General features: G+C 65.6%; 17 protein-coding genes. 6 read left to right on the top strand and 11 right to left on the bottom strand.

What is annotated here, in order from left to right:
• Nucleotides 1-303 precede the first annotated feature (303 nt).
• Nucleotides 304-4,176: a hydantoinase B/oxoprolinase family protein gene (locus PCJ21_RS20530; RefSeq protein ID WP_269933298.1), complete on the bottom strand. Its 3,873-nt coding sequence runs from the start codon at nucleotides 4,174-4,176 to the stop codon at nucleotides 304-306.
• Nucleotides 4,177-4,326: 150 nt separating this feature from the next.
• Here PCJ21_RS20530 and PCJ21_RS20525 point away from each other — a divergent pair, with 150 nt between their 5' ends.
• Nucleotides 4,327-5,883, top strand: a complete 1,557-nt coding sequence (locus PCJ21_RS20525) for a VOC family protein (protein WP_269933297.1) — start codon at nucleotides 4,327-4,329, stop codon at nucleotides 5,881-5,883.
• Between the two features lie 63 nt (nucleotides 5,884-5,946).
• On the opposite strand, the gene PCJ21_RS20520 is transcribed toward PCJ21_RS20525, so the two are convergent.
• The 3 genes from PCJ21_RS20520 to PCJ21_RS20510 form a co-directional block, all read right to left on the bottom strand.
• On the bottom strand, nucleotides 5,947-6,900 hold the full coding sequence (locus PCJ21_RS20520; RefSeq protein WP_269933296.1) for a ring-cleaving dioxygenase: 954 nt from the start codon (nucleotides 6,898-6,900) through the stop codon (nucleotides 5,947-5,949).
• A 60-nt stretch (nucleotides 6,901-6,960) separates the two neighbouring features.
• Nucleotides 6,961-7,281, bottom strand: coding sequence for a 2Fe-2S iron-sulfur cluster-binding protein (locus PCJ21_RS20515; RefSeq protein WP_269933295.1), 321 nt, complete (start codon nucleotides 7,279-7,281; stop codon nucleotides 6,961-6,963).
• A 67-nt stretch (nucleotides 7,282-7,348) separates the two neighbouring features.
• A complete protein-coding gene (locus tag PCJ21_RS20510) occupies nucleotides 7,349-8,605 on the bottom strand; it encodes a cytochrome P450 (RefSeq protein ID WP_269933294.1) in 1,257 nt (418 codons plus the stop codon).
• A gap of 173 nt (nucleotides 8,606-8,778) precedes the next feature.
• On the opposite strand from PCJ21_RS20510, the gene PCJ21_RS20505 reads away from it, so the two are divergent.
• The 3 genes from PCJ21_RS20505 to msrA all read left to right on the top strand — a co-directional run bounded on the left by PCJ21_RS20505 (nucleotide 8,779) and on the right by msrA (nucleotide 11,440).
• Nucleotides 8,779-9,609 (top strand): AraC family transcriptional regulator, encoded by an 831-nt coding sequence (locus PCJ21_RS20505; RefSeq protein ID WP_269933293.1) that lies wholly within the window; start codon nucleotides 8,779-8,781, stop codon nucleotides 9,607-9,609.
• A gap of 113 nt (nucleotides 9,610-9,722) precedes the next feature.
• Complete coding sequence (locus PCJ21_RS20500) at nucleotides 9,723-10,526, top strand: arginine deiminase family protein (RefSeq protein ID WP_269933292.1); 804 nt, start codon at nucleotides 9,723-9,725, stop codon at nucleotides 10,524-10,526.
• A gap of 182 nt (nucleotides 10,527-10,708) precedes the next feature.
• A complete protein-coding gene (msrA, locus tag PCJ21_RS20495; protein WP_269933291.1) occupies nucleotides 10,709-11,440 on the top strand; it encodes a peptide-methionine (S)-S-oxide reductase MsrA in 732 nt (243 codons plus the stop codon).
• A gap of 23 nt (nucleotides 11,441-11,463) precedes the next feature.
• Here msrA and PCJ21_RS20490 read toward each other — a convergent pair whose 3' ends face one another.
• The gene (locus PCJ21_RS20490; protein ID WP_269933290.1) at nucleotides 11,464-12,195 is read right to left on the bottom strand and encodes a phosphoribosyltransferase; all 732 of its coding nucleotides are present in this window, start codon (nucleotides 12,193-12,195) and stop codon (nucleotides 11,464-11,466) included.
• Between the two features lie 60 nt (nucleotides 12,196-12,255).
• Here PCJ21_RS20490 and PCJ21_RS20485 point away from each other — a divergent pair, with 60 nt between their 5' ends.
• Nucleotides 12,256-13,437, top strand: coding sequence for a M20 aminoacylase family protein (locus tag PCJ21_RS20485; protein WP_269933289.1), 1,182 nt, complete (start codon nucleotides 12,256-12,258; stop codon nucleotides 13,435-13,437).
• A gap of 395 nt (nucleotides 13,438-13,832) precedes the next feature.
• Here the strand turns inward: PCJ21_RS20485 and PCJ21_RS20480 are convergent, their stop codons facing one another.
• Nucleotides 13,833-14,756, bottom strand: a complete 924-nt coding sequence (locus tag PCJ21_RS20480; RefSeq protein ID WP_269933288.1) for a nucleoside hydrolase — start codon at nucleotides 14,754-14,756, stop codon at nucleotides 13,833-13,835.
• Nucleotides 14,757-14,919: 163 nt separating this feature from the next.
• Between PCJ21_RS20480 and PCJ21_RS20475 the strand changes: the two genes are divergently transcribed.
• Complete coding sequence (locus PCJ21_RS20475) at nucleotides 14,920-16,794, top strand: adenine deaminase (RefSeq protein ID WP_269933287.1); 1,875 nt, start codon at nucleotides 14,920-14,922, stop codon at nucleotides 16,792-16,794.
• Between the two features lie 450 nt (nucleotides 16,795-17,244).
• Here PCJ21_RS20475 and PCJ21_RS20470 read toward each other — a convergent pair whose 3' ends face one another.
• Genes PCJ21_RS20470 through PCJ21_RS20450 form a run of 5 tightly spaced genes read right to left on the bottom strand, consistent with a single transcriptional unit; the run spans nucleotide 17,245 to nucleotide 22,709 of the window.
• On the bottom strand, nucleotides 17,245-18,654 hold the full coding sequence (locus PCJ21_RS20470) for a M20/M25/M40 family metallo-hydrolase (RefSeq protein WP_269933286.1): 1,410 nt from the start codon (nucleotides 18,652-18,654) through the stop codon (nucleotides 17,245-17,247).
• A 36-nt stretch (nucleotides 18,655-18,690) separates the two neighbouring features.
• Nucleotides 18,691-20,013: an amidohydrolase family protein gene (locus PCJ21_RS20465; protein WP_269933285.1), complete on the bottom strand. Its 1,323-nt coding sequence runs from the start codon at nucleotides 20,011-20,013 to the stop codon at nucleotides 18,691-18,693.
• A gap of 15 nt (nucleotides 20,014-20,028) precedes the next feature.
• Nucleotides 20,029-21,090: an ABC transporter ATP-binding protein gene (locus PCJ21_RS20460; RefSeq protein WP_269933284.1), complete on the bottom strand. Its 1,062-nt coding sequence runs from the start codon at nucleotides 21,088-21,090 to the stop codon at nucleotides 20,029-20,031.
• Between the two features lie 6 nt (nucleotides 21,091-21,096).
• Entirely contained in the window at nucleotides 21,097-21,885 is a 789-nt protein-coding gene (locus tag PCJ21_RS20455; protein WP_442866054.1) for an ABC transporter permease, read from the bottom strand.
• Nucleotides 21,885-22,709 carry an ABC transporter permease gene (locus PCJ21_RS20450; RefSeq protein ID WP_269933303.1) on the bottom strand — a complete coding sequence of 275 codons (825 nt, stop codon included), beginning with the start codon at nucleotides 22,707-22,709 and terminating at the stop codon, nucleotides 21,885-21,887. Before PCJ21_RS20450 ends, PCJ21_RS20455 begins: the two co-directional genes overlap by 1 nt.
• Nucleotides 22,710-22,737 lie beyond the last annotated feature (28 nt).

The following is a 22,737-nucleotide window of genomic DNA, read 5'->3' as shown; positions in this document are numbered from 1 at the left end:
CGAACTCCGGGGCCGCCAGCGGCGCGCCGCCCTCGTTGTTGAGGCGTATATAGTCGCCACCCCTTCAAACTGTCAACGACCTAATTCCATCTTTTGCGAAATTTTTGCGACAAAATCCCCAAACCCTGCAAAACCCTGCGGAAGCTCACCCAGAGCCCAGGCCACACCTCACAAAATCCCGGCAACCCATTCAATCAAAACGCGAAACACCAAAACAACATACCGCCACCCACGCGAAACATCCCCCACCCCAGGGAATCGCACCACCCCAACAAACGCAAAAACTGCGGTCCAGAACCCAAGTCACGCAGGACCAAACCCGCCAGACGTCGGCGTCGTCACAACAACCGCCTCACCAGCGGCCAACACAGTCTGGGCACAGGCCGCAAGGGGCTCCAGCGATCCGTCCTTGCGGCGCACCACGGTCGAACCGACTTGTCCGTCGCCGCCGCCGTCGAGGCCTAGAGGCGGACGGTCGCGATGCGACGACAGGATGGCGCAATCCATCCGCTCGAGGAAGCGGATGGTGCGGCGCGTGCCGTCGCCGGCGCTCCATTTGCCCTTGCCGCCCGAATCCTCGCGAATGTGGAAGTCCTCGAGCAGCACCGGAAAGCGCAGCTCGAGGATCTCGGGATCGGTGAGGCGCGAATTGGTCATGTGGGTGTGGACGCCGGACGTGCCGGCAAAGCCGCTGCCGTCATTGAAGCGTCCGGCCGGCGATCCCGAGCAGATCGTCTCATAATATTGATAGGTGGCGTTGCCGAAGGTGAGGTTGTTCATCGTGCCTTGCGCATTGGCGAGCGCTCCCATGGCGCCGAAGATCGCATTGGTGACGTGCTGCGAGGTCTCGACGTTTCCGGCGACAACTGCGGCCGGATAGGACGGTTTGAGCATCGATCCCTCAGGGATGATGATGTCGATCGGCCGGAGGCAGCCGGCATTCATCGGGATCTGGTTCTCGACCATGACGCGGAAGGCATAAAGCACGGCGGCGCGGGCGACCGGCTCGGGCGCGTTGAAGTTGTTCTTCATCACCGGCGAGGTGCCGCTGAAATCGACCGTCGCCTTGCGCTCGGCGCGGTCGACCGAGATCTGCACCTTGATTACCTGGCCGGTGTCGGTCGGGTACTCGTATTCGGAACGATCGGGCAGACGGTCGAGCACGCGGCGCACGCTCTCGGCGGCGTTGTCCTGGACGTGGCCCATATAGGCTTCGACGACGGCGAGGCCGAAATGGGCGACCATTTTCCTCAGTTCCGCGACGCCCTTTTCATTGGCGGCGATCTGGGCCTTGAGGTCGGCGATGTTCTGCTGCGGGTTGCGCGCCGGATAGGGATGGTCGCTCAGCATGCGGTGCAGTTCCTTCTCGCGGAAGGCGCCGCGCTCGACGAGGCGGAAATTGTCGAACAGCACGCCCTCCTCGTCGACGGTCGTCGCCAAAGGGGTCATCGAGCCCGGTGCGGTGCCGCCGACATCGGCATGATGGCCACGGGCCGCGACCCAGAACAGGATGCGGGGCTCTTTTTCCTTCTCCCCGTTCACGGGGAGAAGGTGGCCCGAAGGGCCGGATGAGGGGCCAGCTCGATCACTCGCCACGCCAGCACTGCCCCTCACCTGGCTGCCGCCATCCTCTCCCCGTGAACGGGGAGAGGAATCCAACTCCGCAAACACCGGCGTGACGACGGTGATGTCGGGCAGGTGCGTGCCGCCATTGTAAGGAGCATTGAGCGCAAAGACGTCGCCCGGCGCGATGTCACCCTCGTTCAGCCGGATGATGGTCTCGACCGAGCGATCCATCGAGCCGAGATGCACCGGCATGTGCGGGGCGTTGGCGACGAGCGCACCTGACCGGTCAAAGACGGCGCAGGAGAAATCGAGCCGCTCCTTGATGTTGACCGAATAGGCGGTGTTCTGGAGCGTCACCCCCATCTGCTCGGCGATCGACATGAACAGGTTGTTGAAGACCTCGAGCATGACCGGGTCGGCGGCAGTGCCGATGGCGGCGCGGCGCAACTTCTTTTCCATGCGCCGCATCAGCACGTGGTTGCGGGCGGTGATCTCGGCCGTCCAGCCCGGTTCGACCACTGTTGTCTGGTGGCTCTCTATGATGAGAGCAGGCCCCGAAACCTTGTGGCCCGGCTTCATGCCGGCACGGTGGAAGATGCCGGCGTCGTGCCAGGCGCCCTCGGCGTAGATCCGTCGCTGTTCCGTCGAGGCGGGAAGGCGCGGGTCAAGCGCTGCCTCGCCCTCGCTCAATCCCCGCTCGGCGCCATCGCGTCCTTCCACCGCCACCGCTTCGACGACGATCGGCTTGTTGTCGTAGACAAAGCCGAACTGCGCCTTGTGCGCGGCTTCGAAGTCCTGCCGCGCCGCCTCGATCGCGCCATGTCCGTAGGCGACCGGCAGGGTGGTGTCGGTGCCGTCGTAGCGGATGTGGAGGACAGTGCGGGTGATGACGTCGGCTTCGGCGATCGCCTGGCTTGCCAGCTCGGCCAGTACCTGGTCGCGCAACGCGACGGTCAGCACGTCGATATCGATGCGCGAGGCCTGGCTCAGCGGCTTGAGCAATGCCTGCTGGCGCGAGGCAAAGACCGAGGACAGGCCGATGCCATAGGCCGAAAGCAGGCCCGAGAACGGGTGGATCAGCACAGCCTCGATGCCGAGCGCATCCGCCACCAGGCAGGCATGCTGGCCGCCGGCGCCGCCGAAGCAGTTGAGCAGGTATCGGGTGACGTCGTAGCCGCGCTGGACCGAGATCTTCTTGATGGCGTTGGCCATGTTCTCGACGGCGATGGTGATGAAGCCCTCGGCCACCGCCTCCGGCGAGCGGGCGTCGCCGATCACTTCGGCCATGGCGGCGAACTTCTCACGCACGACGCCGGCATCGAGCGGCTGATCCTGGCCCGCGCCGAAGATGGCCGGGAAGAGATCGGGATGCAGCTTGCCGAGCATGACATTTGCGTCGGTAACAGTAAGCGGCCCGCCGCGGCGGTAGCAGGCGGGGCCGGGATTGGCGCCGGCGGAATCAGGCCCGGCGCGGAAGCGGCCAGCCTCGAAATGCAGCACCGAGCCGCCGCCGGCGGCGACCGTGTGGATGCGCATCATCGGCGCGCGGACGCGCACGCCGGCGACCTCGGTGTCGAAGCTGCGCTCGTATTCGCCGTCATAATGAGCGACGTCGGTCGACGTGCCGCCCATGTCGAAGCCGATGACCTTGTCGAAGCCGGCGAGCCTGGCGGTCTCGACCATGCCGACGACGCCGCCGGCGGGGCCGGACAACAGCGCGTCCTTGCCCTGGAACAGCTCGGCGGCGGTGAGACCACCGGAGGACATCATGAACATCAGGCGAGGGGATTCACCTTCCCCCTTGTGGGGAAGGTCGGCACGCAGTGCCGGGGTGGGGGCAGATCCCGCCGCACTGTCGTCACCCCCACCCCGTCCGGCTTCGCCGTCCGCCCCTCCCCACAAGGGGGAGGGTGAAGCGCCCAACTCCTCCGCCACCTGCCGGACATATCGCGACAGGATCGGCGACAGATAGGCATCGACAACCGTCGTATCGCCGCGGCCGACGAGCTTGATCAGCGGTGAGACTTCGTGGCTGACCGAGACCTGGGAGAACCCGCACTTGCGGCAGACGGCGGCTATGGCGCGCTCATGCTCCGGATATTTCCAGGCGTGCATGAAGACGATGGCGACCGCGTCGATACCGTCGGCCCTGGCCTGCATCAGGAGCGGCTTGACCTCGGCGATATCGAGCAGCCGCTCGACACAGCCGTCGGCGCGGACACGCTCGTCAACCTCGACGACGCGCTCATAGAGCTGCTCGGGCAGGATGATCTGTTTGGCGAAGATATCCGGCCGGGCCTGGTAGGCGATGCGCAGGGCGTCGCGGAACCCCTTGGTGATGAGAAGGAGGACGCGGTCGCCCTTGCGCTCGAGCAGCGCGTTGGTGGCGACGGTCGTGCCCATGCGGATGTCGCCGACCGTGCCGGGCGGAACTGGCGCGCCGGGCGCGAGGCCAAGCAGGTCGCGAATGCCCTGGACGGCCGCGTCGCGATAGGCCTCTGGGTTTTCGGACAACAGCTTGCGCGGATGCAGGTTTCCCTCCGGGTCGCGTCCGATGACATCGGTGAAGGTGCCGCCGCGATCGACCCAGAAATCCCATTTGCCGATCATCAGCGTTCTCCCCATTCATGCGGCCAACGCAGACGGTGTGGCCCATGCGGCGAGGAAGCGGCAGACCGGCTGTCGCGTCAAGTGAGACTTCGGTTGCGCCGCACGGTGCCGTGGTGGATTGTCGGGCTTGGACATCGCCAGGAGCAACGCATGGGCGCAGGCATCCACCACATCACGCTCATCACCCGCAAGGTGCAGGCCAATGTCGACTTCTATGTCGGCTTCCTTGGGCTGCGGCTGGTCAAGCAGACCGGCGGCTATGAGGACGCGACCCAGCTTCACCTGTTCTATGGCGACGGCGCGGCCAATCCCGGCACGCTTATCACCTTTCTTGTCTGGGAGGACGGCGCGCCGGGCCGCATCGGCCATGGCCAGCCGAGCGAGATTTCGCTCGCCATCGATCCCGCCAGCATCGGCTTCTGGCTGACGCGGGCGCTCTCCCACCATGTCGAGATTACCGGTCCGACGGAAGAGATGGGCGAACCGACGCTCCGGCTGAAGGACCCCGACGGGGTGATCGTCAAGCTGGCCGGCTTTGCAGGCTTTCCGGCGCCAGCGGACTGGGACCGCGCCACCGTTCCGCAACAGCACGCCATCCGGCGCGTCCGCGGCGCCACCATCATGACCGAAGTGCCCGAGTTGACGGAGCGTTTCGTCACCAGGCATTTCGGCTATCGGCCGGAAAAAAGCACCGAGTTCATCCGCCGGCTGGTTTCTGATACCGGCGACATCATCGATATCAGGGACGCCAAAGGATTCTGGTCGAGCGCGCCGGGCACCGGCACCATCGACCACATCGCCTTCCGTGCCCAAGATGTCGCCGAGGTCGAGCGGGTGCATGGCGAACTCGCGTCCAGCAATTCGACCATCACCAACGTGCACGACCGCAAGTATTTCTACTCGCTCTATGTGCGCGAACCGGGCGGAACGCTGATCGAACTGGCGACGGATCGGCCGGGCATGGCGGTGGACGAGGCTCCGTCGGAACTCGGCACGCACCTGTTCGTGCCGCCCGACCGCGCCGACAAGATCGATGAACTGAAGGTCATGCTGCCGCAATTCGCCTGGCCGGGAGAAGAGCGCGTCATCTATCGCGAGCTGCCCTTCGTCCACCGCTTCCATACGCCCGAAAACCCTGACGGCACGACGATCGTGCTGCTGCACGGCTCCGGCGGCAACGAGACCAGTCTGCTGCCCTTCGCCGCCAAGGCCGCACCGCACGCGACGCTGCTTGCGCTGCGCGGCCGCGCCACCGACGAGGGCACGCCACGCTGGTTCCGCCGTTTCTCGGCCAACAGATTCGACCAGGCCGATATTGCGTCGGAAGCCGAGGCGCTTGCGGCCTTCATCGACGGCGCTATCGAGGCCTACCGGCTCGATCCGGCCAAGCTTGTCTTCCTCGGCCATTCCAACGGCGCCAACATGCTGGCGGCGACCATGCTGTTGCACCCGCATGTCATCCGCCGCGCGGCGCTCCTGCGGGCGGCGATGGTGCTGGAGCAGCCGCCTGATGCCGACCTGTCGGACGCCGAAGCGCTGTTGATCGCAGGCGCCGTCGATGTGTTCAGCAGCTTCGGTCCCGAGCTAGCCGGCCTGCTGCGGAGTGCAGGTGCCACTGTCGATGCCCGAACCATTTCCTCCGGCCACGCCTTCGAGGCAGCCGACATCGAGATCGTGAGGGAGTGGCTCGCCTCCAGCGCTCTGTAGTTGCGCAAGTCTTGCCTCCAGGCCGATTGGCACTGTCCGCTGCTGCGGACCTGCGATTCGGGATCATGCCAACGGCTTGAGCCGGGCCTCGATCGAGGCCCGCTTACCCTCAAGGAAAGGCGGCAGCGACAGGCGTTGGCCGAGCGTCTCCATCGGCTCGTCGACGGCAAAGCCGGGACCGTCGGTGGCGATCTCGAACAGAACGCCGGCGGGCTCGCGGAAATAGAGCGAGCGGAAATAATAGCGCTCGACCTCGCCGCTCGACGGCAGGCGGAACTCCTGCAACCGCGCCGTCCATTCGTGGATCTGCTCGACATCGGGCGTGCGGAAGGCGACGTGGTGGACACCGCCGGCGCCCTGCATGGCCGGGGTGAGCTTCGGCTGCACCGCGACATGCAGCTCGGCCGCAGGCCCGCCCGCGCCCATCTCGAAGGCATGGACACGGCCCTCGCCGTCGGGCGAGGGGAAATCGCGCACCTGGCGCAGGTTCATGACCTTGGTCAACACCAGCTCGGTGTTGGCGAGGTCGGGCACGCTGATGGTGATCGGCCCGAGGCCCCTGATCTGGTGTTCGGCCGGGATGCTGCTGGCCGACCACTCGTTGGCCGGCCCCTTGCCGCCGTCGTCGACCAGCCGCAATCGCTGTCCCTCGGGGTCTTCGAAGTCGACAGTCCGGTGGCCGCCGATATCCCTGATCTCGGAGGTCTCGATGCCCTTGGCGGCAAGGTGCTCGCGCCACCAGGTCAGCGATGCCTCGCTGGCAACGCGCAAGCCGGTTCGGCAAATGCTGTTGCTGCCGCGCTTCTCGCGGCCCACCGGCCAGTCAAAGAAGGTCAGGTCCGAACCGGGGCTGGCTTTGCCATCGGCGTAGAACAGGTGATAGGCGCTGGTGTCGTCCTGGTTGACCGTCTTCTTGACCAGGCGCATGCCGAGCACCTGCGTGTAGAAGCGCAGGTTGCCGGGCGCATCGGCGGTGATCGCGGTGAGATGGTGAATGCCCGTCAGTTGCAGCGTCATCAGAGCCTCCTGTTGCCGGGAAGCCCTAGAGATAGCGCCTTTAGGCTGATGCGGCCACGCTCAATATTGCTCGCGCGGCAAATGCACGACGAGGCCGTCGAGGGCAGCCGACATCTTGAGCTGGCAGGTCAACCGGCTCCGCTCCGTCGGGTTCATCAGGCATTCGATCATGCCCTGCTCGGAATCGTCAGGCGCGGGCAGCTTCTCCGTCCAGGTCTCGTCGACGTAGCAGTGGCAGGTGCCGCAGGCGCAAGAGCCGCCGCATTCGGCGAGGATCTGGTCGATGCCGTTGGCGACAGCCACCGACATGACGCTCTGGCCGTCGCTTGCGGTGAGTTCCCTGGCCTGGCCGTCGGCGTTGACGAAGGTTACGCGGTACATGAAAGTCTCCTGGAGCAATTCAGCAGAAGTGCGCAAGCCGGTCTGCCACGCACTTGCACAACGAGGATCAGGCCGGGGTCAGCGTCAGGCGCAGCGCCCTGGGGCCGCGTACGGACAGGCCGGGCTTGTATTGCGGTTCGGCTTCCGCCAACGAAATCGACTTCAGCCGCCTGATCAGCGTGGTGAAGATCACCTCCATGTCGAGGCGCGCCAGATGGTTGCCGAGGCAGAAATGGGCGCCGCCGCCAAAGGCGAGGTGACGGTTGGGGTTGCGGCCGACATCGAAACTACCGGCGTCGTCGCCGAAGGCCGCGGGATCGCGGTTGGCGGCGCCATAGAGCAGGCCGAACTTGGTGCCGCGCGGAAACGCCTTGCCGCCGACCACGCAGTCGGTGGTCGAGTAGCGGTGGAAGAAAGGCAGCGGCGACTCGAAGCGGAACATCTCCTGGATCGCCGTGTGGATCAGGCCGGGATCCTGCCGCAGCCGCTCCATCTGGTCGGGAAAGCGCAGCAGCGCGTGCATGCCCGAGCCGAGCACGTCGATGGTCGAGCCGTGGCCGGCCATCAGGATCAGCATGCAGGTCGAGACCAGCTCGTCTTCATTGAGGTGGCCGGCATCCTGTGCTGCGATCAGCCGGGTGACAAGGTCCTCCTGCGGGGCGGCACGGCGCTCGGCCATCAGCTTCTGCAGGTAGCGGTAAAATTCGGTCGTCGCCTGCTCGGCCAATGCCTTGCGCTCGTCATTGCGGTCGATGTCGAAGAACTTGACCACGTTCTCCGACCAGACGCGCAACTGCGGACAATCCTCGTCAGGCACGCCGAGCACGCGGCCGATGATGTGGCCCGGCACCTGGGCGGCGAGGTCCTCGACGAAGTCGATCTCGCCCTTGTCGATCAGGCCATCGACCAGCTTGTCGACGAAGCTCTGGATCATGCCGCGCTGGCGGGCGATGAAAACAGGCGTGAACTCACGGAACACCTGCTTGCGCAGCCGGTCGTGCACCTCGCCGTCGCTGTCCAGCATGGAGAACTGCACGAAGCGCTGGTGGTGTGGCATGTCGTGCCAGTTCTGGGCGCGTTTCTCGGCCTCGATCTCCTCATGCGACATGAAGAATTCGGGCGAGCGCACCATGGAATTGTCGCGGGCGATGCCGGCGACGTCGTCGAAGCGGGCGACCAGCCACATGCCGAAATCGGAGAAGAATTGCGGCTCGCCCCTGTCGCGCAGCGCCGCGTAGGCGGGATAGGGGTTCTGGGCAAAGGCGGTCGACAGAGGCTCGAATGCCGTGCCTGATACGCTTGCCTTTGGGGTAGCGGTCGCCATCTGGTCGCTCCAAAATATGGGATTGCCGCCACAATATGGCAGCCCGCCCTAGGCTAGCGCCTGTGGCGCCGATATGAATGCACCGAACTCGCGCCTTGATGGATAAAACTCGCATCGTCACAGACAAGCCGTTACAACGCTGGCAACGGACTACATAGCCGGCCTGCGCAAAAATGACCGAAGACCACCGCGACGAGATCCTGTTCCATACGCCGGGCCGGCATGCGGAGGCCTATCCCTACAAGGTCCTGGTCGCCGGGCGCACGCGCTTCACCGAAGACGACGGACTGGTGACGCGCCGCTTCCACCACCACACGCTGATCCTGACCATGTCCGGCCGCGGCCTGATCGAAATCGCCGGTCAGCGCTTTTCAGCCCATGCGGGCAGCGTCGTCTGGCTCGACACGGCAATGCAATATGCCCATGGCTGTCACCCCGAAGCCGACCATTGGCACTATCTCTGGATGAGCATCGACGGCCATGGTCTCGACACCGTGTTCGCCTTCCTGCGTGTCGGCCAGTCGCCGGTCTTTTCGGGATCGAGCGCGGCTGAGCCGTTGTTCGAGCAGGCGCTCGCCACGCTCGCCCATCGCAGCCAGACCACCGACGCGCTGTCCAGCGCCGTCGTCGGCCAACTGGTTGCATTGCTGGTTGCAGAGCGCGGCGAGCAGGAGGAAGACAGCGGCGAGCGCATCCAGCGGCTGATGCGGGCGCTCAGGGCCGACGTCGCCCGCAACTGGCAGATCGAGGACATGGCCGATCTCTCCAGCCTCAGCGCCTCGCAGTTGCACCGGCAGTTCCGCCAGAAGACCGGCACCACGCCGATGGACTGGATGCGCCATGAGCGCATGAACCTCGCCAAGCGGCTGCTGATCTCCTCCGATGCCAAGATCTCGGCGGTGGCGCTGAGCTCCGGCTATGCCGATCCCTATCATTTCAGCCGCGATTTTCGGCGCATATCGGGCCAATCGCCGAGCGAGTTTCGACGCGCACGGGGTCAGTGAAGCTCTCAAGGTTCACGCCCTTCACTGGACCACGCCCTGCCCGTCGACAGGCTGCGCCAATTCGGGCAGCTTGGAGCAAATCTGCTGGAAACCCCGAGCACGAGCACGCCGACATGACATCACGCCCTGCGGTCTACCAGTTCAACGCGGCGATCGTGCGCGAGCCGGCGCGTTCGGTCGTCAACGGCCTGCGCGCCGACGACCGCGGCAACCCGACCTATGAGGGCGTCAAGGCAGAGCATGCGGCCTACATCGCAGCCATGCGGGCGGCGGGCGTCGAGGTCACCGTGTTGCCGGCGCTGGAAAACTTCCCGGATTCGATCTTCGTCGAGGACCCTGCGCTTGTCTTCCCCGAGGGTGCGATCCTGCTTCGGCCAGGCGCCGAGACGCGAGTGAAGGAAACCGTCGAGATCGCGCCTGTGCTGAAATCAATGTTCGGCACCGTGCTCGACCTGCCGACGCCCGGCTTCGCCGACGGCGGCGACGTGCTGACGACGCCCAAAAGCGTGATGATCGGCCTGTCGGCCCGCACCGACCGCGCCGGCGCCGAGGGGCTGATATCAAGCCTCGACCGGCTCGGGCGCAAGGGCGAGATGGTGCAGACACCCGAGGGCGTGCTGCATTTCAAAAGCGATTGTTCGCTGCTTGATAGCGAGACCGTGCTGTCGACGAAACGGCTTGCGCGCTCGGGCGTGTTCAAGGGATTTCGCGAAATGCTCATCCCCGAAGGCGAGGAGGCGGCGGCCAACGCACTGCGCGTCAACGAGGTGGTGATGGTCGGGGCGGACTATCCGCGCACCATCGAGATGCTCGACAAGGCTGGCTACGAGGTGGTGCCGCTGAAGACCACCGAGATCTGCAAGATCGACGCCGGCCTGTCCTGCATGTCGTTGCGCTGGCATCGCCAGGCTGACTAAGGACGCTTGGAATTCGGGCTCCCAGAGCCATCGCCCGGCAACCCGGTGCAGTCACTTGCGCGTGAGCCGGCGCAATCGGCGCAACAATAGCCGCCGTTCCTGCGTATCCTTCCTGTGTGTTTGCTGCCCGGGGCAGCGCCAGCCGCCGAACCGCTCATCGGCGGCAGACCAGGGAGTTTCCGATGTTCAAGCCCTTTGCGACCAGGCCAAGACTTGTCGCCGCCCGCGCAGCCTTGCTGGCTGCCGCCAGCGGCCTGTCGTTTGTGCTGGTCAGCCCCCTCGCCATGGCACAGGAGGGCATTTCCATTCCTGCCCCTGCACTCGATCAGCCGGCAAACGGCAGTTCCGAGACGGCGGTGCTCGCCGGCGGCTGCTTCTGGGGCGTGCAGGGCGTGTTCCAGCACGTGACCGGCGTCAGCAACGCGGTTTCAGGCTATGCCGGCGGCGACAGCCAGACGGCGCAATATGAGACTGTCGGCACCGGCTCGACCGGCCATGCCGAGTCAGTGAAGATCACCTTCGACCCGCGCAAGATCAGCTACGGCCAGATCCTGCAGATCTATTTCTCGGTGGCGCATGATCCGACCCAACTGAACCGCCAGGGGCCTGACAGCGGCACGCAATACCGCTCGGCGATCTTCCCTCAGGACGCGGAGCAAGCGAAGGTCGCCAAGGCCTATATCGCCCAGCTGGACGAGGCGAAGACCTTCGACAGTGCGATCGCCACCAGGATCGAGCCGGGCCACGCCTTCTATCCCGCCGAAGGGTACCACCAGGACTTCCTCGCCCTGAACCCCGGATACCCCTACATCGTCTACAACGACCTGCCGAAGATCGAGAACCTCAAGCGGCTGTTCCCCGGCAGCTACCGCAGCGACCCGGTCCTGGTTTCGGAAGCCAAGGCCTCGAACTGAACTTGCAGGAGCAAAGGCGATCGTCAGCTGGCGATGGACCGCCAGCCGCCATCGCTTCCAAGGGTCAGCCGCGGCGAGGCGATGGCGCCGTGGACATGAGCGGCGAAAGCAGGGTCGAATTCGGCGAGCGCCTGCCGCCAGACATCGCCCTGCAGCATGCCGAAAACGGCCGCGACCGGCCGGATGCCGGCCTTGGCCAGCAGTTTCAGCACCGCCAGCATCGAGGTGCCAGAGCTTACGACGTCGTCGACGACCAGCACCCGCCTGCCCTCGAGCAGCGGCAGCATGCGCGGATCGAGATAGAGCCGCTTGGCGTGTTCGGGGCTGGTGATCGAGCTCATCGGCTCAGACAGCTCCTCGCTGTACCAGAACTTTCTCGACGTCCCGAGCGCCACCATGCGCTCATGGCCGAGACGCCGCGCCACGCCATTGGCCAGCGGCAGGCCGAGCGTCGGCACGCCGATGACGATTTCGGGCGCATAGGCCCGGGCATATGCGGCCATGGCGTCCGACAGCGCATCCTCGACGGCGAAACTCGCCTGGTTGACGATCATCGAGGCGACCGCCCGGCTGCCGTCCCCCGGAAGCACCCGGACAGGCAGCGCGATCTGGCGCCCGTCGGGCAGCGATGCCGGATAGAGGTCGCGGAAGCCATCCGCGGGTGCGACGTCGAACGTGCCCACGGGGTAGAATGTCTGCCAGAATTGATGCGGAGCGAGTGGCACAACGGGCCTTTCTGTTGCAGAAGGGGACATGCGGCGCCGATGGCCCTGGGCGCTAAGGATTGTTGAGACGGGCCGAACGGAGTTTGCGTGATGACATCGACTGCCGGGCACGACAAGGGCGAAATCGAGATGCTGACGGCGCTGCGCCGCGACATCCACGCCCATCCCGAGCTGGGATTCGAGGAGGTGCGGACGTCGGGCATCGTTCGGAAGATGCTGGCCGAGGCCGGCATCGCCGTGCAGGCAGGGCTCGGCAAGACAGGCGTCGTCGGCACGCTCAAGCTCGGCGAGGGCTCGCGACGCATTGCGCTGCGCGCCGACATGGATGCGCTCGCGATGCCGGAAATGGCCGAGGACCGGGCCTACAAGTCGACCGTATCAGGCAAGATGCACGCCTGCGGCCATGACGGCCATACCGTGATGCTTTTGGGTGCCGCGCGCGAGCTCGCCCGCAGCCGCAACTTCTCGGGTACGGTGCATTTCATCTTCCAGCCGGCCGAAGAAGGCCGCGGCGGTGCCAAAGCGATGATCGAAGACGGCTTCTTCAGGCAGTTCCCGGTCGACGCCGTCTACGGCCTGCACAACATGCCGGGAATCGCCTCCGACAGCATGGCGGTGGTTCCGGGGCCGCAGCTCGCCTCCTCCGACCGCTGGACCGTCACCTTCAAGGGCATCGGCACCCATGGCGCCAAGCCGCATCTCGGCCGCGACGCGATGACGGCAGCCGGCCAGTTCCTGACAGCGCTTCACACCATTGTCGCGCGCCGGGTCGACCCGCTGCAGCCGGCGGTGGTCAGCGCCTGCGCCATGGAGGCCGGCAGCTTCGAAGCTCTCAACGTCATCCCCGACCTGGTCAAGATCGGCGGCACGTCACGCGCCTATTCCGCCGCCGTGCGCGACCAGCTGGAAGAAGAGATCGGCGCGCTGGCCGAAGGCTCGGCCAAGCTCTACGGCATCGAGGCGGAGTATCGCTATTTCAGGCAGATGCCGCCTGTCGTGAACGACCGTGACGCGACGCGCCGGGCACTTGCGGCAGCACAGGCGGCACTCGGCGTCGACAAGGTGATGACCGAGTTCCCGCCCTCGACAGCCGGCGACGACTTCGCCATGTTTTCCCAGGAGGTGCCGGGCGCCTATGTCTGGCTCGGCAACGGCCCCGCCGTCGACGGCGCGCTGCACCACAACAGCCGCTATGACTTCAACGACGATGCGCTGGCGAGCGGGGTGAAGTTCTGGACGACGCTGGTGGAGCAGGAGCTGGCGGCGGCCTAAAGGCGGGGGCCGCAAGGCATTCATCTCAAGACGGCCACTGAGCGCTATCGACCCCCACTCCGGTTTGCTGCGCAAACCACCTCTCCCCCGTTCGACGGGGGAGAGGAAAGCGGCCGCGAGCTCAGCCCTCTTTTATACTCCTCAGAAGTTTGGCTTCCTCGCAAGATTGGAGCGCAAGGAACACAGGTCCGCGACGTGAACACAGGTTCCGCGAGATCTGCGACCTGCGAGATTAGCGCTTCCTCTCCCTCACGTAGTGGGGGAGAGGTGGCACGGCGAAGCCGTGACGGAGTGGGGGCTCTTTCCCCTATAGATGGGGGACGAAATGCGTCTCGCCTCCCCACATCTGGATCCCGAAAACCTGCGCTTCGCTCCGCCTCCGCGACGGCGGTACCCTACTCCGCCTTCAGCCTGTCATAGAGCAGCGTCAGCACCGCAGCGCTCTCGACCTTCAGCGCCACCGAAATGGCAGCACCATCCTCCGAAACCGTCAGCGCCCCCGCATCCCGCGTCGCGCCGGTGTCGACGACCAGCTTCAGCGTCTCGCAGCCGAACAGCGCCTCGTCGAGCGCCAGAAGCATGACGCAAGGGTCGTGCAGCGGCCGGCTCTCGCCGCCTGACGTCGACTGGAAATAAGCGTCGATCAGCGCGCCCGAGGCGACGGCTGCCGGCACGCCAGATGCCTGCAGCATCGCCGTGTCGTCGCGCGTGGCGCGGACCTTGCGGGTGACGTCGAGCGGGATCAGCGTTGTGTCGAGGCCGGCGGCGAAGACGATTTCGGCCGCTTCCGGATCTGCGGCGATGTTGAACTCGGCGCGTGGTCCGATGTTGCCCGGCTCGTAGACCGCGCCACCCATGGCGATGACGCGGCCGATGCGGCCGGCCGTTTCCGGGTGCTCGGTGACAAGGCGGGCGATGTTGGTGAGTGGGCCAAGTGCCAGGATGTCGACGGTGCCGGCTTCCGCAGCCTGGAGCGTCTCGCGCAACCAGGTGACGGCGTCGCCGGCCACGGGCAGGGTCAGCGCATCGGGGAAGGCGACGCCACCAAGGCCGTCATTGCCGTGAATGTCGGCGGTGTCAAAACCCTTGCGCGACAGCGGGCCGGCAGCGCCGGCGATGACGGGCACGTCGACGCGGCCTTCGAGCGCCAGGATGCGGCCGGCATTTCGCGTCGTGGTGGCGATGCCGATGTTACCGGCAACCGTGGTGATGCCGATGACGTCGAACTCTGCCGACTTCAGCGCCAGAAGGATCGCCACCGCATCGTCGATGCCGGGATCGGTGTCGATGATCACCTTGCGGGTGGGCTTCAGCTGCATGGCGCGACCTTTCATTCCAAATCAGGTCCGACTGGCTTCACATCATCGCATCGCGTGAATCAAGCCGAAATGCTTGTCCCAGCGCCCCTCGATCAAACCTGCTGTATGCTGGCACAGCGGAAACGGGTTCCGATTTCGAGGACGATGCAGTAGAGGCGAGGCCATGACCAAGACATCTCCCCTGCCCGCCGACCTGCTGATCGAACCCGCCGACGAAATCCGGATACGGCAGGACCTCGTGCTCACCGCGCTCGGCAAGCGCGAGGCCGACCGCCTCGTCCAGCTCGGCCGGGTGCTCGACGTGCACACCGGCACCTGGATGGACGATTGCGAAGTGGCGATCCGCGGCCGGCGCATCGCCTATGTCGGCCCCGCCGGCAGCTTCCCGGGCACGGCGCGCGAAACCATCGACCGCACGCATCTGGCGGCGGTGCCGGGCTTCGGCGAGGTACACAAGCACATCGAAAGCTCGCACCTGACGCCGGAGCACGAGGCGGCGCTGGTTATGCCGCGCGGCAACACCTGGACCTGCGAGGCGAGCCACGAATTCTCCAACGTCAATGGTCCCAACAACCTCGAATTCTGGCTGACCGCGCGCCGCGCCGGCTCACCGATGAAGATTTTTCCATTGCCCGGCTCGGCCGTGCCGCCGACGGCCTACGAGGGCGGCGGCGGCCATTTCGGCTATGCCGAGCAGATCGGCTTCCTCGGCGAAAGCGCCATGGTTGCCGGCCTGGACGAGGTGATGGATTGGCCGGCCGTGTGGAATCCCGAGAACCCGTCCTACGGCCGTCTGTGGGGCATGATCCAGGCGACGTTCGAAAAGCGCGGCGTGGTCGAGGGCCATGGCGCCGGCCTGCGCGACCTGCCCTCGATCAACGCCTTCGCCGCTGCCGGCCTGTCTTCCGACCACGAGGCGTGGACGCCGGAGGAAGCGTGGGACAAGCTCAGGCGCGGCATTTTCATCGAAATCCGGCCGCATTCGATGCCGGACATCATCAAGGGCCTCTTGGAACGCGGCCTGCGCGACTGGAGCCAGGTGGCCTTCGCCACCGACGACCGCAGCGCCTCGGACACGCTGAAGATGGGCGCGACCGACCACAATGTCCGCCTCGCCATCGAAAGCGGGCTTTCGCCCGAGATCGCCTACCAGTGCGTATCGATCAACCCGGCGCGGCATATGCGGCTGACGCCCTTCGTCGGCTCCATCGCGCCCGGCCGCTTCGCCGACATGGTGCTGCTCGACAAGACGGCGACCGTGTCGATCGCGGAAGTCTGGGCCGACGGCCGGCAGGTCTCCGAGGGCAAGCGCTTTACCGGCCATTTGCCAGATATCGACTGGCCCGACTGGGCAACGAGGACAGTCAATGTCGGCCGCAAGCTGACAGCCGCTGACTTCGCCATCACGGCGGAGGCTGGCCGCGAGACAATGCTGGCGGCGCTGCTGCGCCCGTTCCATTGGGACGACAACTTCATCACCACGGAACTACAGGTGGCGGATGGCGAGGTGCAGCGCGACACGGCACGCAACATCACCAAGTTCGCCGTCGTCGACCGCTATTCGGGCAAGGGCCGCGTCGCAAAAATGTTCTGGCTCGGCTGTGGCCCGAAGACTCCTGATACCGCGGTGGGCTGCACGGTGGCGCACGACCAGCACAACATCTGGGTCGTCGGCTCATCCGACGCCGCCATGGCCGAAGTGGTCAACCGCATCTCGGAAAACCAGGGCGGCTGGGCGCTGGTGACGGGCGGCAAGGTGGTCGCCGACGTGCACTACGAGGTCGGCGGGCTGATGACGAATCGTCCCGCCGAGGCACTCGATGCCGAGATGGAAGCGCTCTACGCCGAGGCCAACAAGATCGACTGGCTCTACGAGCCGACGTTTTCGCCGCGCTGGTTCCCCGGCTTCCCCGAGCGGCTGCAATTCGCCACGCTGACCTGCGCCCCCTGGCGCTGGGTGCTGGTGGCGCCGACGGATGCGGTGCCCGAGGGGTTTGTGAACGTGCAGACGGGCGCGAGCCACAAGGTGGTTTGGTAGAGCTTCACGACGCCCTCGTGGTTCGACAAGCTCACCATGAGGGCGACTGAAGCGCGGTCGACCCCACTCCGGTTTGCTTCGCAAACCACCTCTCCCCCGTTCGACGGGGGAGAGGAAAGCGGCCGCAAGCTTAGCGCCCTTCCTCTGCCTCACGAAGTTGGGAAGAGGCCCCCTGGGCAGAGAGGCCACGGCTTATTGGATTATCGAGACATCACGAGATTTAGCCCTTCCTCTCCCTCACGAAGTGGGGGAGAGGTGGCACGGCGAAGCCGTGACGGAGTGGGGGTAGTTCGTCGAGCTGGCGAACATTCAAGCTGGCGAGACACACCGGACCCGCGAGATCGGCCAGCGCCAACGCCCCCTCATCCTGAGGTGCGAGCCCGCAAAACTCTCATCCAGTCACAATAACCATCGGCGGGCGAGCCTCGAAGGACGCACCCGGCAGCAACCTCAGCCCTTGTCTTCCGCAAACGCCGCCAGGATGCGGGCCCAGGAGCGGATGCCCTTCCGGAAGCTGGAGAGGTCGTACTTTTCGTTCGGGCTGTGGATGCGGTTGTCGAAGCGGGCGAAGCCGATCAGCAGCGAATCCATGCCGAGCTTTTCCTTGAAGGCGGAAACGATCGGGATCGAGCCGCCGCTGCCGGCAACCGCCGCTTCGCGCTCCCATTCCTCGGTCAACGCGCCGAGCGCCTTGGTGAGAAAATCGCCGTCGATCGGCATGACGGTCGCGGCACTCGCGCCATGGTCGATGAACTCGACCGAGCAATCGGCGGGGATGCGGGCGCGGACATGGGCGCGGAAGGCCCCGCGGATCTTTTCCGGGTCCTGGCCGGCGACGAGGCGGAAGGAGATCTTGGACTGCGCCTTGGCCGGGATGACGGTCTTGAAGCCCTCTTCGGTGTAACCGCCGATGATGCCGTGGATTTCGCAGCTCGGGCGCGCCCAGACCTGCTCGAGCACGGTGCGGCCGTTTTCGCCGGCGGGTATCGAGAGGCCGATGTCGCCCAAAAAGCCCTTGTCGTCGAAGGGCAGGCGCTGCCACTGCGCCTTGATGGCGTCGGGCAGTTCGGTGACGCCGTCATAGAAGCCTTCGACGGCCACTCCGCCGTCTGATGCGCGCAGGCTGGAGACGATGTCGGACAGCACCTGCAGCGGGTTGCGCGCGGCGTTGCCGTAGATGCCAGAATGCAGGTCGCGGTTGGAGCAGGAGATGACGATCTCCTCCTTCAGCACGCCGCGCAGCATCGTTGTCACCGCCGGCGTCTCGGCGTCCCACATGTCGGTGTCGCAGACGAGAACGACGTCGGCCTTGAGCTCGGCGCCTGTCGTATCGAGGAAGGGCGGCAGGCTCGGGCTGGAGATCTCTTCCTCGCCCTCGAACAGCACCGAGACCTGGATCGGCAGGCTGCCGGTAACGGCCTTCCAGGCACGGCACGCCTCGACGAAGGTCAAAAGCTGGCCCTTGTCGTCGGAAGCGCCGCGGGCAACGATGTGGGTCTCGCCATCGGGCTGCGGCACCAGCTTGGGCTCGAACGGATCGGAGTGCCACAGGTCAAGCGGATCGACCGGCTGCACGTCGTAGTGGCCGTAGAACAGCACATGCGGCCCCTGCCCGGTGCGGTCATGGCCGACCACCATGGGATGCCGCGCGGTCGCGCGCACGGAGGCGTCGAAACCGAGTTCGCCAAGCTCCTTGGTCAGCCATTCGGCGGCGCGCCTGCAGTCGGCGGCGTGTGTCGGATCGGTCGAGACGGAGGGGATGCGGATCAGGTCGAACAGGCGCTCCAGGCTGCCGTCGATGTTGGAGTCGACTTTGGCAAGCACCTCGTCAAGGCGCGCCGAGGCTTCGGTTCTGTTCATGGCTTTTCCTTCCTGCTGTTCTATCGGTGTGCTTGTTCACCCGGCAGCGTCGATGCGGGCCATCTCGGCCTTGAAGCTCTGCGCCACCTGCAGCGCGTCGCGCAGCACCTTCTTGCGTTCGAGGCTCAACACCTCGCGGCCGCGCATCAGCCAGTCACCGCCGACCATGACGTCGCGCACGTCGGTCGGCATCGTGGCAAAGACGAGCGTCGAATAGACGTCGTAAACCGGCTGCTGGCGTGGCGACGACAGGCTGACGCGGATGAGGTCGGCCTGCTTGCCCGGCTCGAGCGAGCCGACCTTCGCATCCAGTCCGAGCACCTTCGCGCCATCGCGGGTCGCCATGCGCACCACGTCGACGGATGCCATCGGCTTGCGGCTGTGGCCGAGCAGCTTGGCGAACATCGACACCGGCGCGAACTGCGAGAACAGGTCGAGCGTGTTGCCGCTCATCGCGCCATCGGTCGAGATGCCAACCGGTATGCCGGCCTTGCGCATCGCCTCGACGGGCGCGATGCCGCGCCCGGCCTTGCCGTTGGAACGGGCATTGTGGGCGACGCAGACCTCAGCATGGGCCATGCGCTCGATGTCTGTCTCATCGACATGCAGGCAGTGGGCGCAGATCAGGCCCTTGCGCAGCAGCCCCGCTTTCTCGACCACCTCGACCGGGCGCATGCCGTGGGTCTTTTCAGCCCACTCCATCTCGGCATCGCTCTCGGCGAGATGCATCTGCACGGGGACGTCAGGATGGTCGTCCGCCCAGCGGGCGATGCGTTCCATCGTTGCCATGCCGGTCGAGTAGGGCGCGTGCGGGGCAATCGACGGGATGACCCGGCCATGGCCGGCGAACTCGGCGACGAGCGCCTCGGTCAGCGCAAAACCTTCGTCGACGTTTTTGTGATCCGGCGGATCGAAGTCGGCGATGGTCTGGCCGAGCACGCCGCGAATGCCGGCCTGGGCAACCACGCGAGCAACTTCGGTCTCGAAGTAATACATGTCGGCGACCGAAGTGACGCCGCCCTCGATCAGCTCAAGTGCTGCAAGCGCTGTGCCGGCACGCACCGCCTCGGGCCGCACGAACTTGCGTTCCAGCGGCAGGATGTAGCGGTAGAGCCGGTCGTCGACGTCCTCGCCGAGGCCACGGAACAGCGTCATCGCCATGTGGCAATGCGGATTGACCATGCCCGGCATGACGAGGTCGCCATCGACATCGATTACTTCCGCGCCGGCGATTGCTGGCGCTTCGCCCGCGCCGACCGCCTTGATGACCTCGCCCTCGACATGGACCCAGCCCTTGTCGATGACGGGCATGTCCTCCGTGCAGGGCAGGACGGTGGCGTTGGCGATGAGGATGGACAATCTACAGTCCTCAGTTCATTCCGGCTTCAGCACGCAGCACTGGTCGGGCACCGGCACGAGCTTCGCCTGCGCACCCGGCTCCAGCGGTGCTGACAGCGAGCCGTTGGCGATCAGCTGGCCGGCCGCCGTTTCGGACTGGTACTGGTAGGCGCGGCCGAGATAGGTGCGCAGGCCGAGCGTCGCCGGGATGCCTTCGGCCTTGGCGTCGGTCGAGACGGACAGGCCGTCCGCGCGAGCTGCCAGCACAAACGCATCGGGGATCGCGCCGAAGCGGTCCTGCGACAGCCTGAGCTGCGAACCATCCTCGGTCACGGCCGTCACGGTTGCGCCATCGCGCGCCGAAACCTTCATTGGTACCAGGTTCTCGAAGCCGACGAAGCGGGCGACGAAGGCGTTGGCCGGACGCTGGTACAGCGTCTCGGGCGTGTCGAACTGCATGATGCGGCCGGCGTTCATGATGGCGACGCGGTCGGAGATCGAGAACGCCTCTTCCTGGTCGTGGGTGACGTAGACCGAAGTCGTGCCGTTGGCGCGCTGCAGCTGGCGGATCTCGACGCGCATGTCGACGCGCAGCTTGGCGTCGAGGTTGGACAGCGGCTCGTCGAACATCAAGAGCGGCGGCTCGATGACCAGCGCACGGGCAAGCGCGACGCGCTGCTTCTGGCCGCCCGACAGGGCGCCCGGCAGGCGGTCGGCGAGCTGCGCCAGGCCGACGCGTTCGAGCATCGCCCTGGCGCGCTTGTCACGCTCGGCTGGAGCCACGCCGCGCTGCTTGAGGCCGAAGGCGACATTGTCGAGCACCGAAAGATGCGGGAACAGCGCATAGTTCTGGAACACCAGGCCGATGTCGCGCTTGTAGGCCGGCAGCCGGGTCAGGTCCTTGTCGCCGAGGCGGATCGAGCCCGACGTCGGCTCGAGGAAGCCGGCGATGAGGCGCAGCGTCGTTGTCTTGCCGCAGCCCGAGGCGCCGAGCAGCGAGACGAGCTCGCCTTTGCCGACCGACAGCGACAGGTCCTCCAGCACCTTGGTGGCGCCGTAGTGGGCGGTGAGATTCTGGACTGTAAGTGCCTGGGTCATATGGGTCTACTTCGCAAGGAAGGTGAGGCCGAGCGTGCGCTCGACGATGGCCATGACTGCGACGGTCAGCAGCATCAGCAGCACCGACACCGACGCGATCGTCGGGTCGAAGAACTGCTCGACATGGGCGAGAATCTGAATGGGCAGCGTCGAGATGCCGGGGCCGGTGAGGAACAGCGACGTCGACACGTCGTTGATCGAGGTGATGAAGGCCAGGATGAAGGCCGCGATCACGCCGGAACGGACGTTGGGCAAGACGATGGTGAAGAAGGTTTTCACCGGCGGGCTACCAAGGCTGACGGCGGCTTCCTCGATCGAGAAGTCGAACGAGGCAAGGCTCGCCGAGACGACACGCACGCAATAGGGCAGCACCAGCAGCATGTGGCCGACCAGCAGCGTCAAGAAGATCGGCGTCTGCATGCCGACAGCGACCGACTTCAGCAGCGAGAAGCCGAGCACGATCTCGGGCACCAGGATCGGCAGCACGAAGACAGTCGACAGCCAGGACGGCAGCTTGATGCGGTAGCGGTTGAGCGCATAGGCGGCAGGAATGCCGATCAGGAGCGCCAGCCCGGTCGCCAGGAAAGCAAGCTGCAGGCTGGTGACGATGGTGCGGCGGAAGGCGCTGATTTCGAAAATGTTCTCGAACCAGCGCAGCGAGAAGCCCTGCGGCGGGAAGGTCAGGTAGGTGGTGTCGCTGACCGATGCGCCGAGCACGATGATCAGCGGCCCCATCAGGAAGATGTAGACCAGGACGGCGAACAGGATCAGCAGGGGATTGATACGGCCGGTCATCATGTCGCCATCGGGTTGAGACGCCGCGCGATGCGGCTCATGGCGAGCACGACGGTGATCGTAATCACCACCATGATCGCTGCAATGGTGGAGGCGCCGACCCAGTCGAAGGACACCATGGCGCGCTGGTACATCAGCGTGCCCATGACCATCTGGCGTTCGCCACCGAGAAGCTGGGGCGTGGCGTAGGCGGTGAACGAGCCGGTAAAGACGAGCACCGCACCGACGATCAATCCGGGCACGGCCAGTGGCAGGATCACCTGCCGGAAGGTCGCCGCGGGCGTGGCGCCAAGCGAGGCGGAAGCCTGGACGACGTCGTCGGGGATGTTTTCGAGCACACCGACAAGCGTCAGGATCATCAGCGGGACGAACAGGTAGACCATGGCGACGATGACCGACCCTTGCGTGTAGAGCATCGACAGCGGCTCCGAGATCGCGCCGATGCCGACCAGGAAGTTGTTGAGGATGCCGTTCTTGCCAAGGATGATCAGCCAGGCGAAGGAGCGGACGACGACGCCGGTCAGCAGCGGGAACACGGCGGCGATGATCAAAAGGCTCTTCAGCCTGCCCGGCGACTTCGACACGACATAGGCGGTCAGGAAGCCGACGACGAGCGAAATCGCGGTGGTCGCCAGCGAAATCTCAATGGTGCGCCAGAGCACGGTGCGGCGGAAGCCGCTGTTGAAGAAGGCCGCGTAGGGCGCGAAGAAGCCCTTGGGCTCGGCGAAGGTGGTGGCGATGGTCGCGGCTACAGGCAGCACGAGGAATATCAGCACCGCCAGGGTGGCCGGCGCCGCGAGCCACCATCCGGCATATCGTTTCAACATGAAAGTTCGATCTCTTCCAGTTTGT

Source organism: Aminobacter sp. HY435 (assembly GCF_027568395.1).
GTDB lineage: Bacteria > Pseudomonadota > Alphaproteobacteria > Rhizobiales > Rhizobiaceae > Aminobacter.
This window is presented reverse-complemented; position numbering and strand designations above follow the sequence as displayed.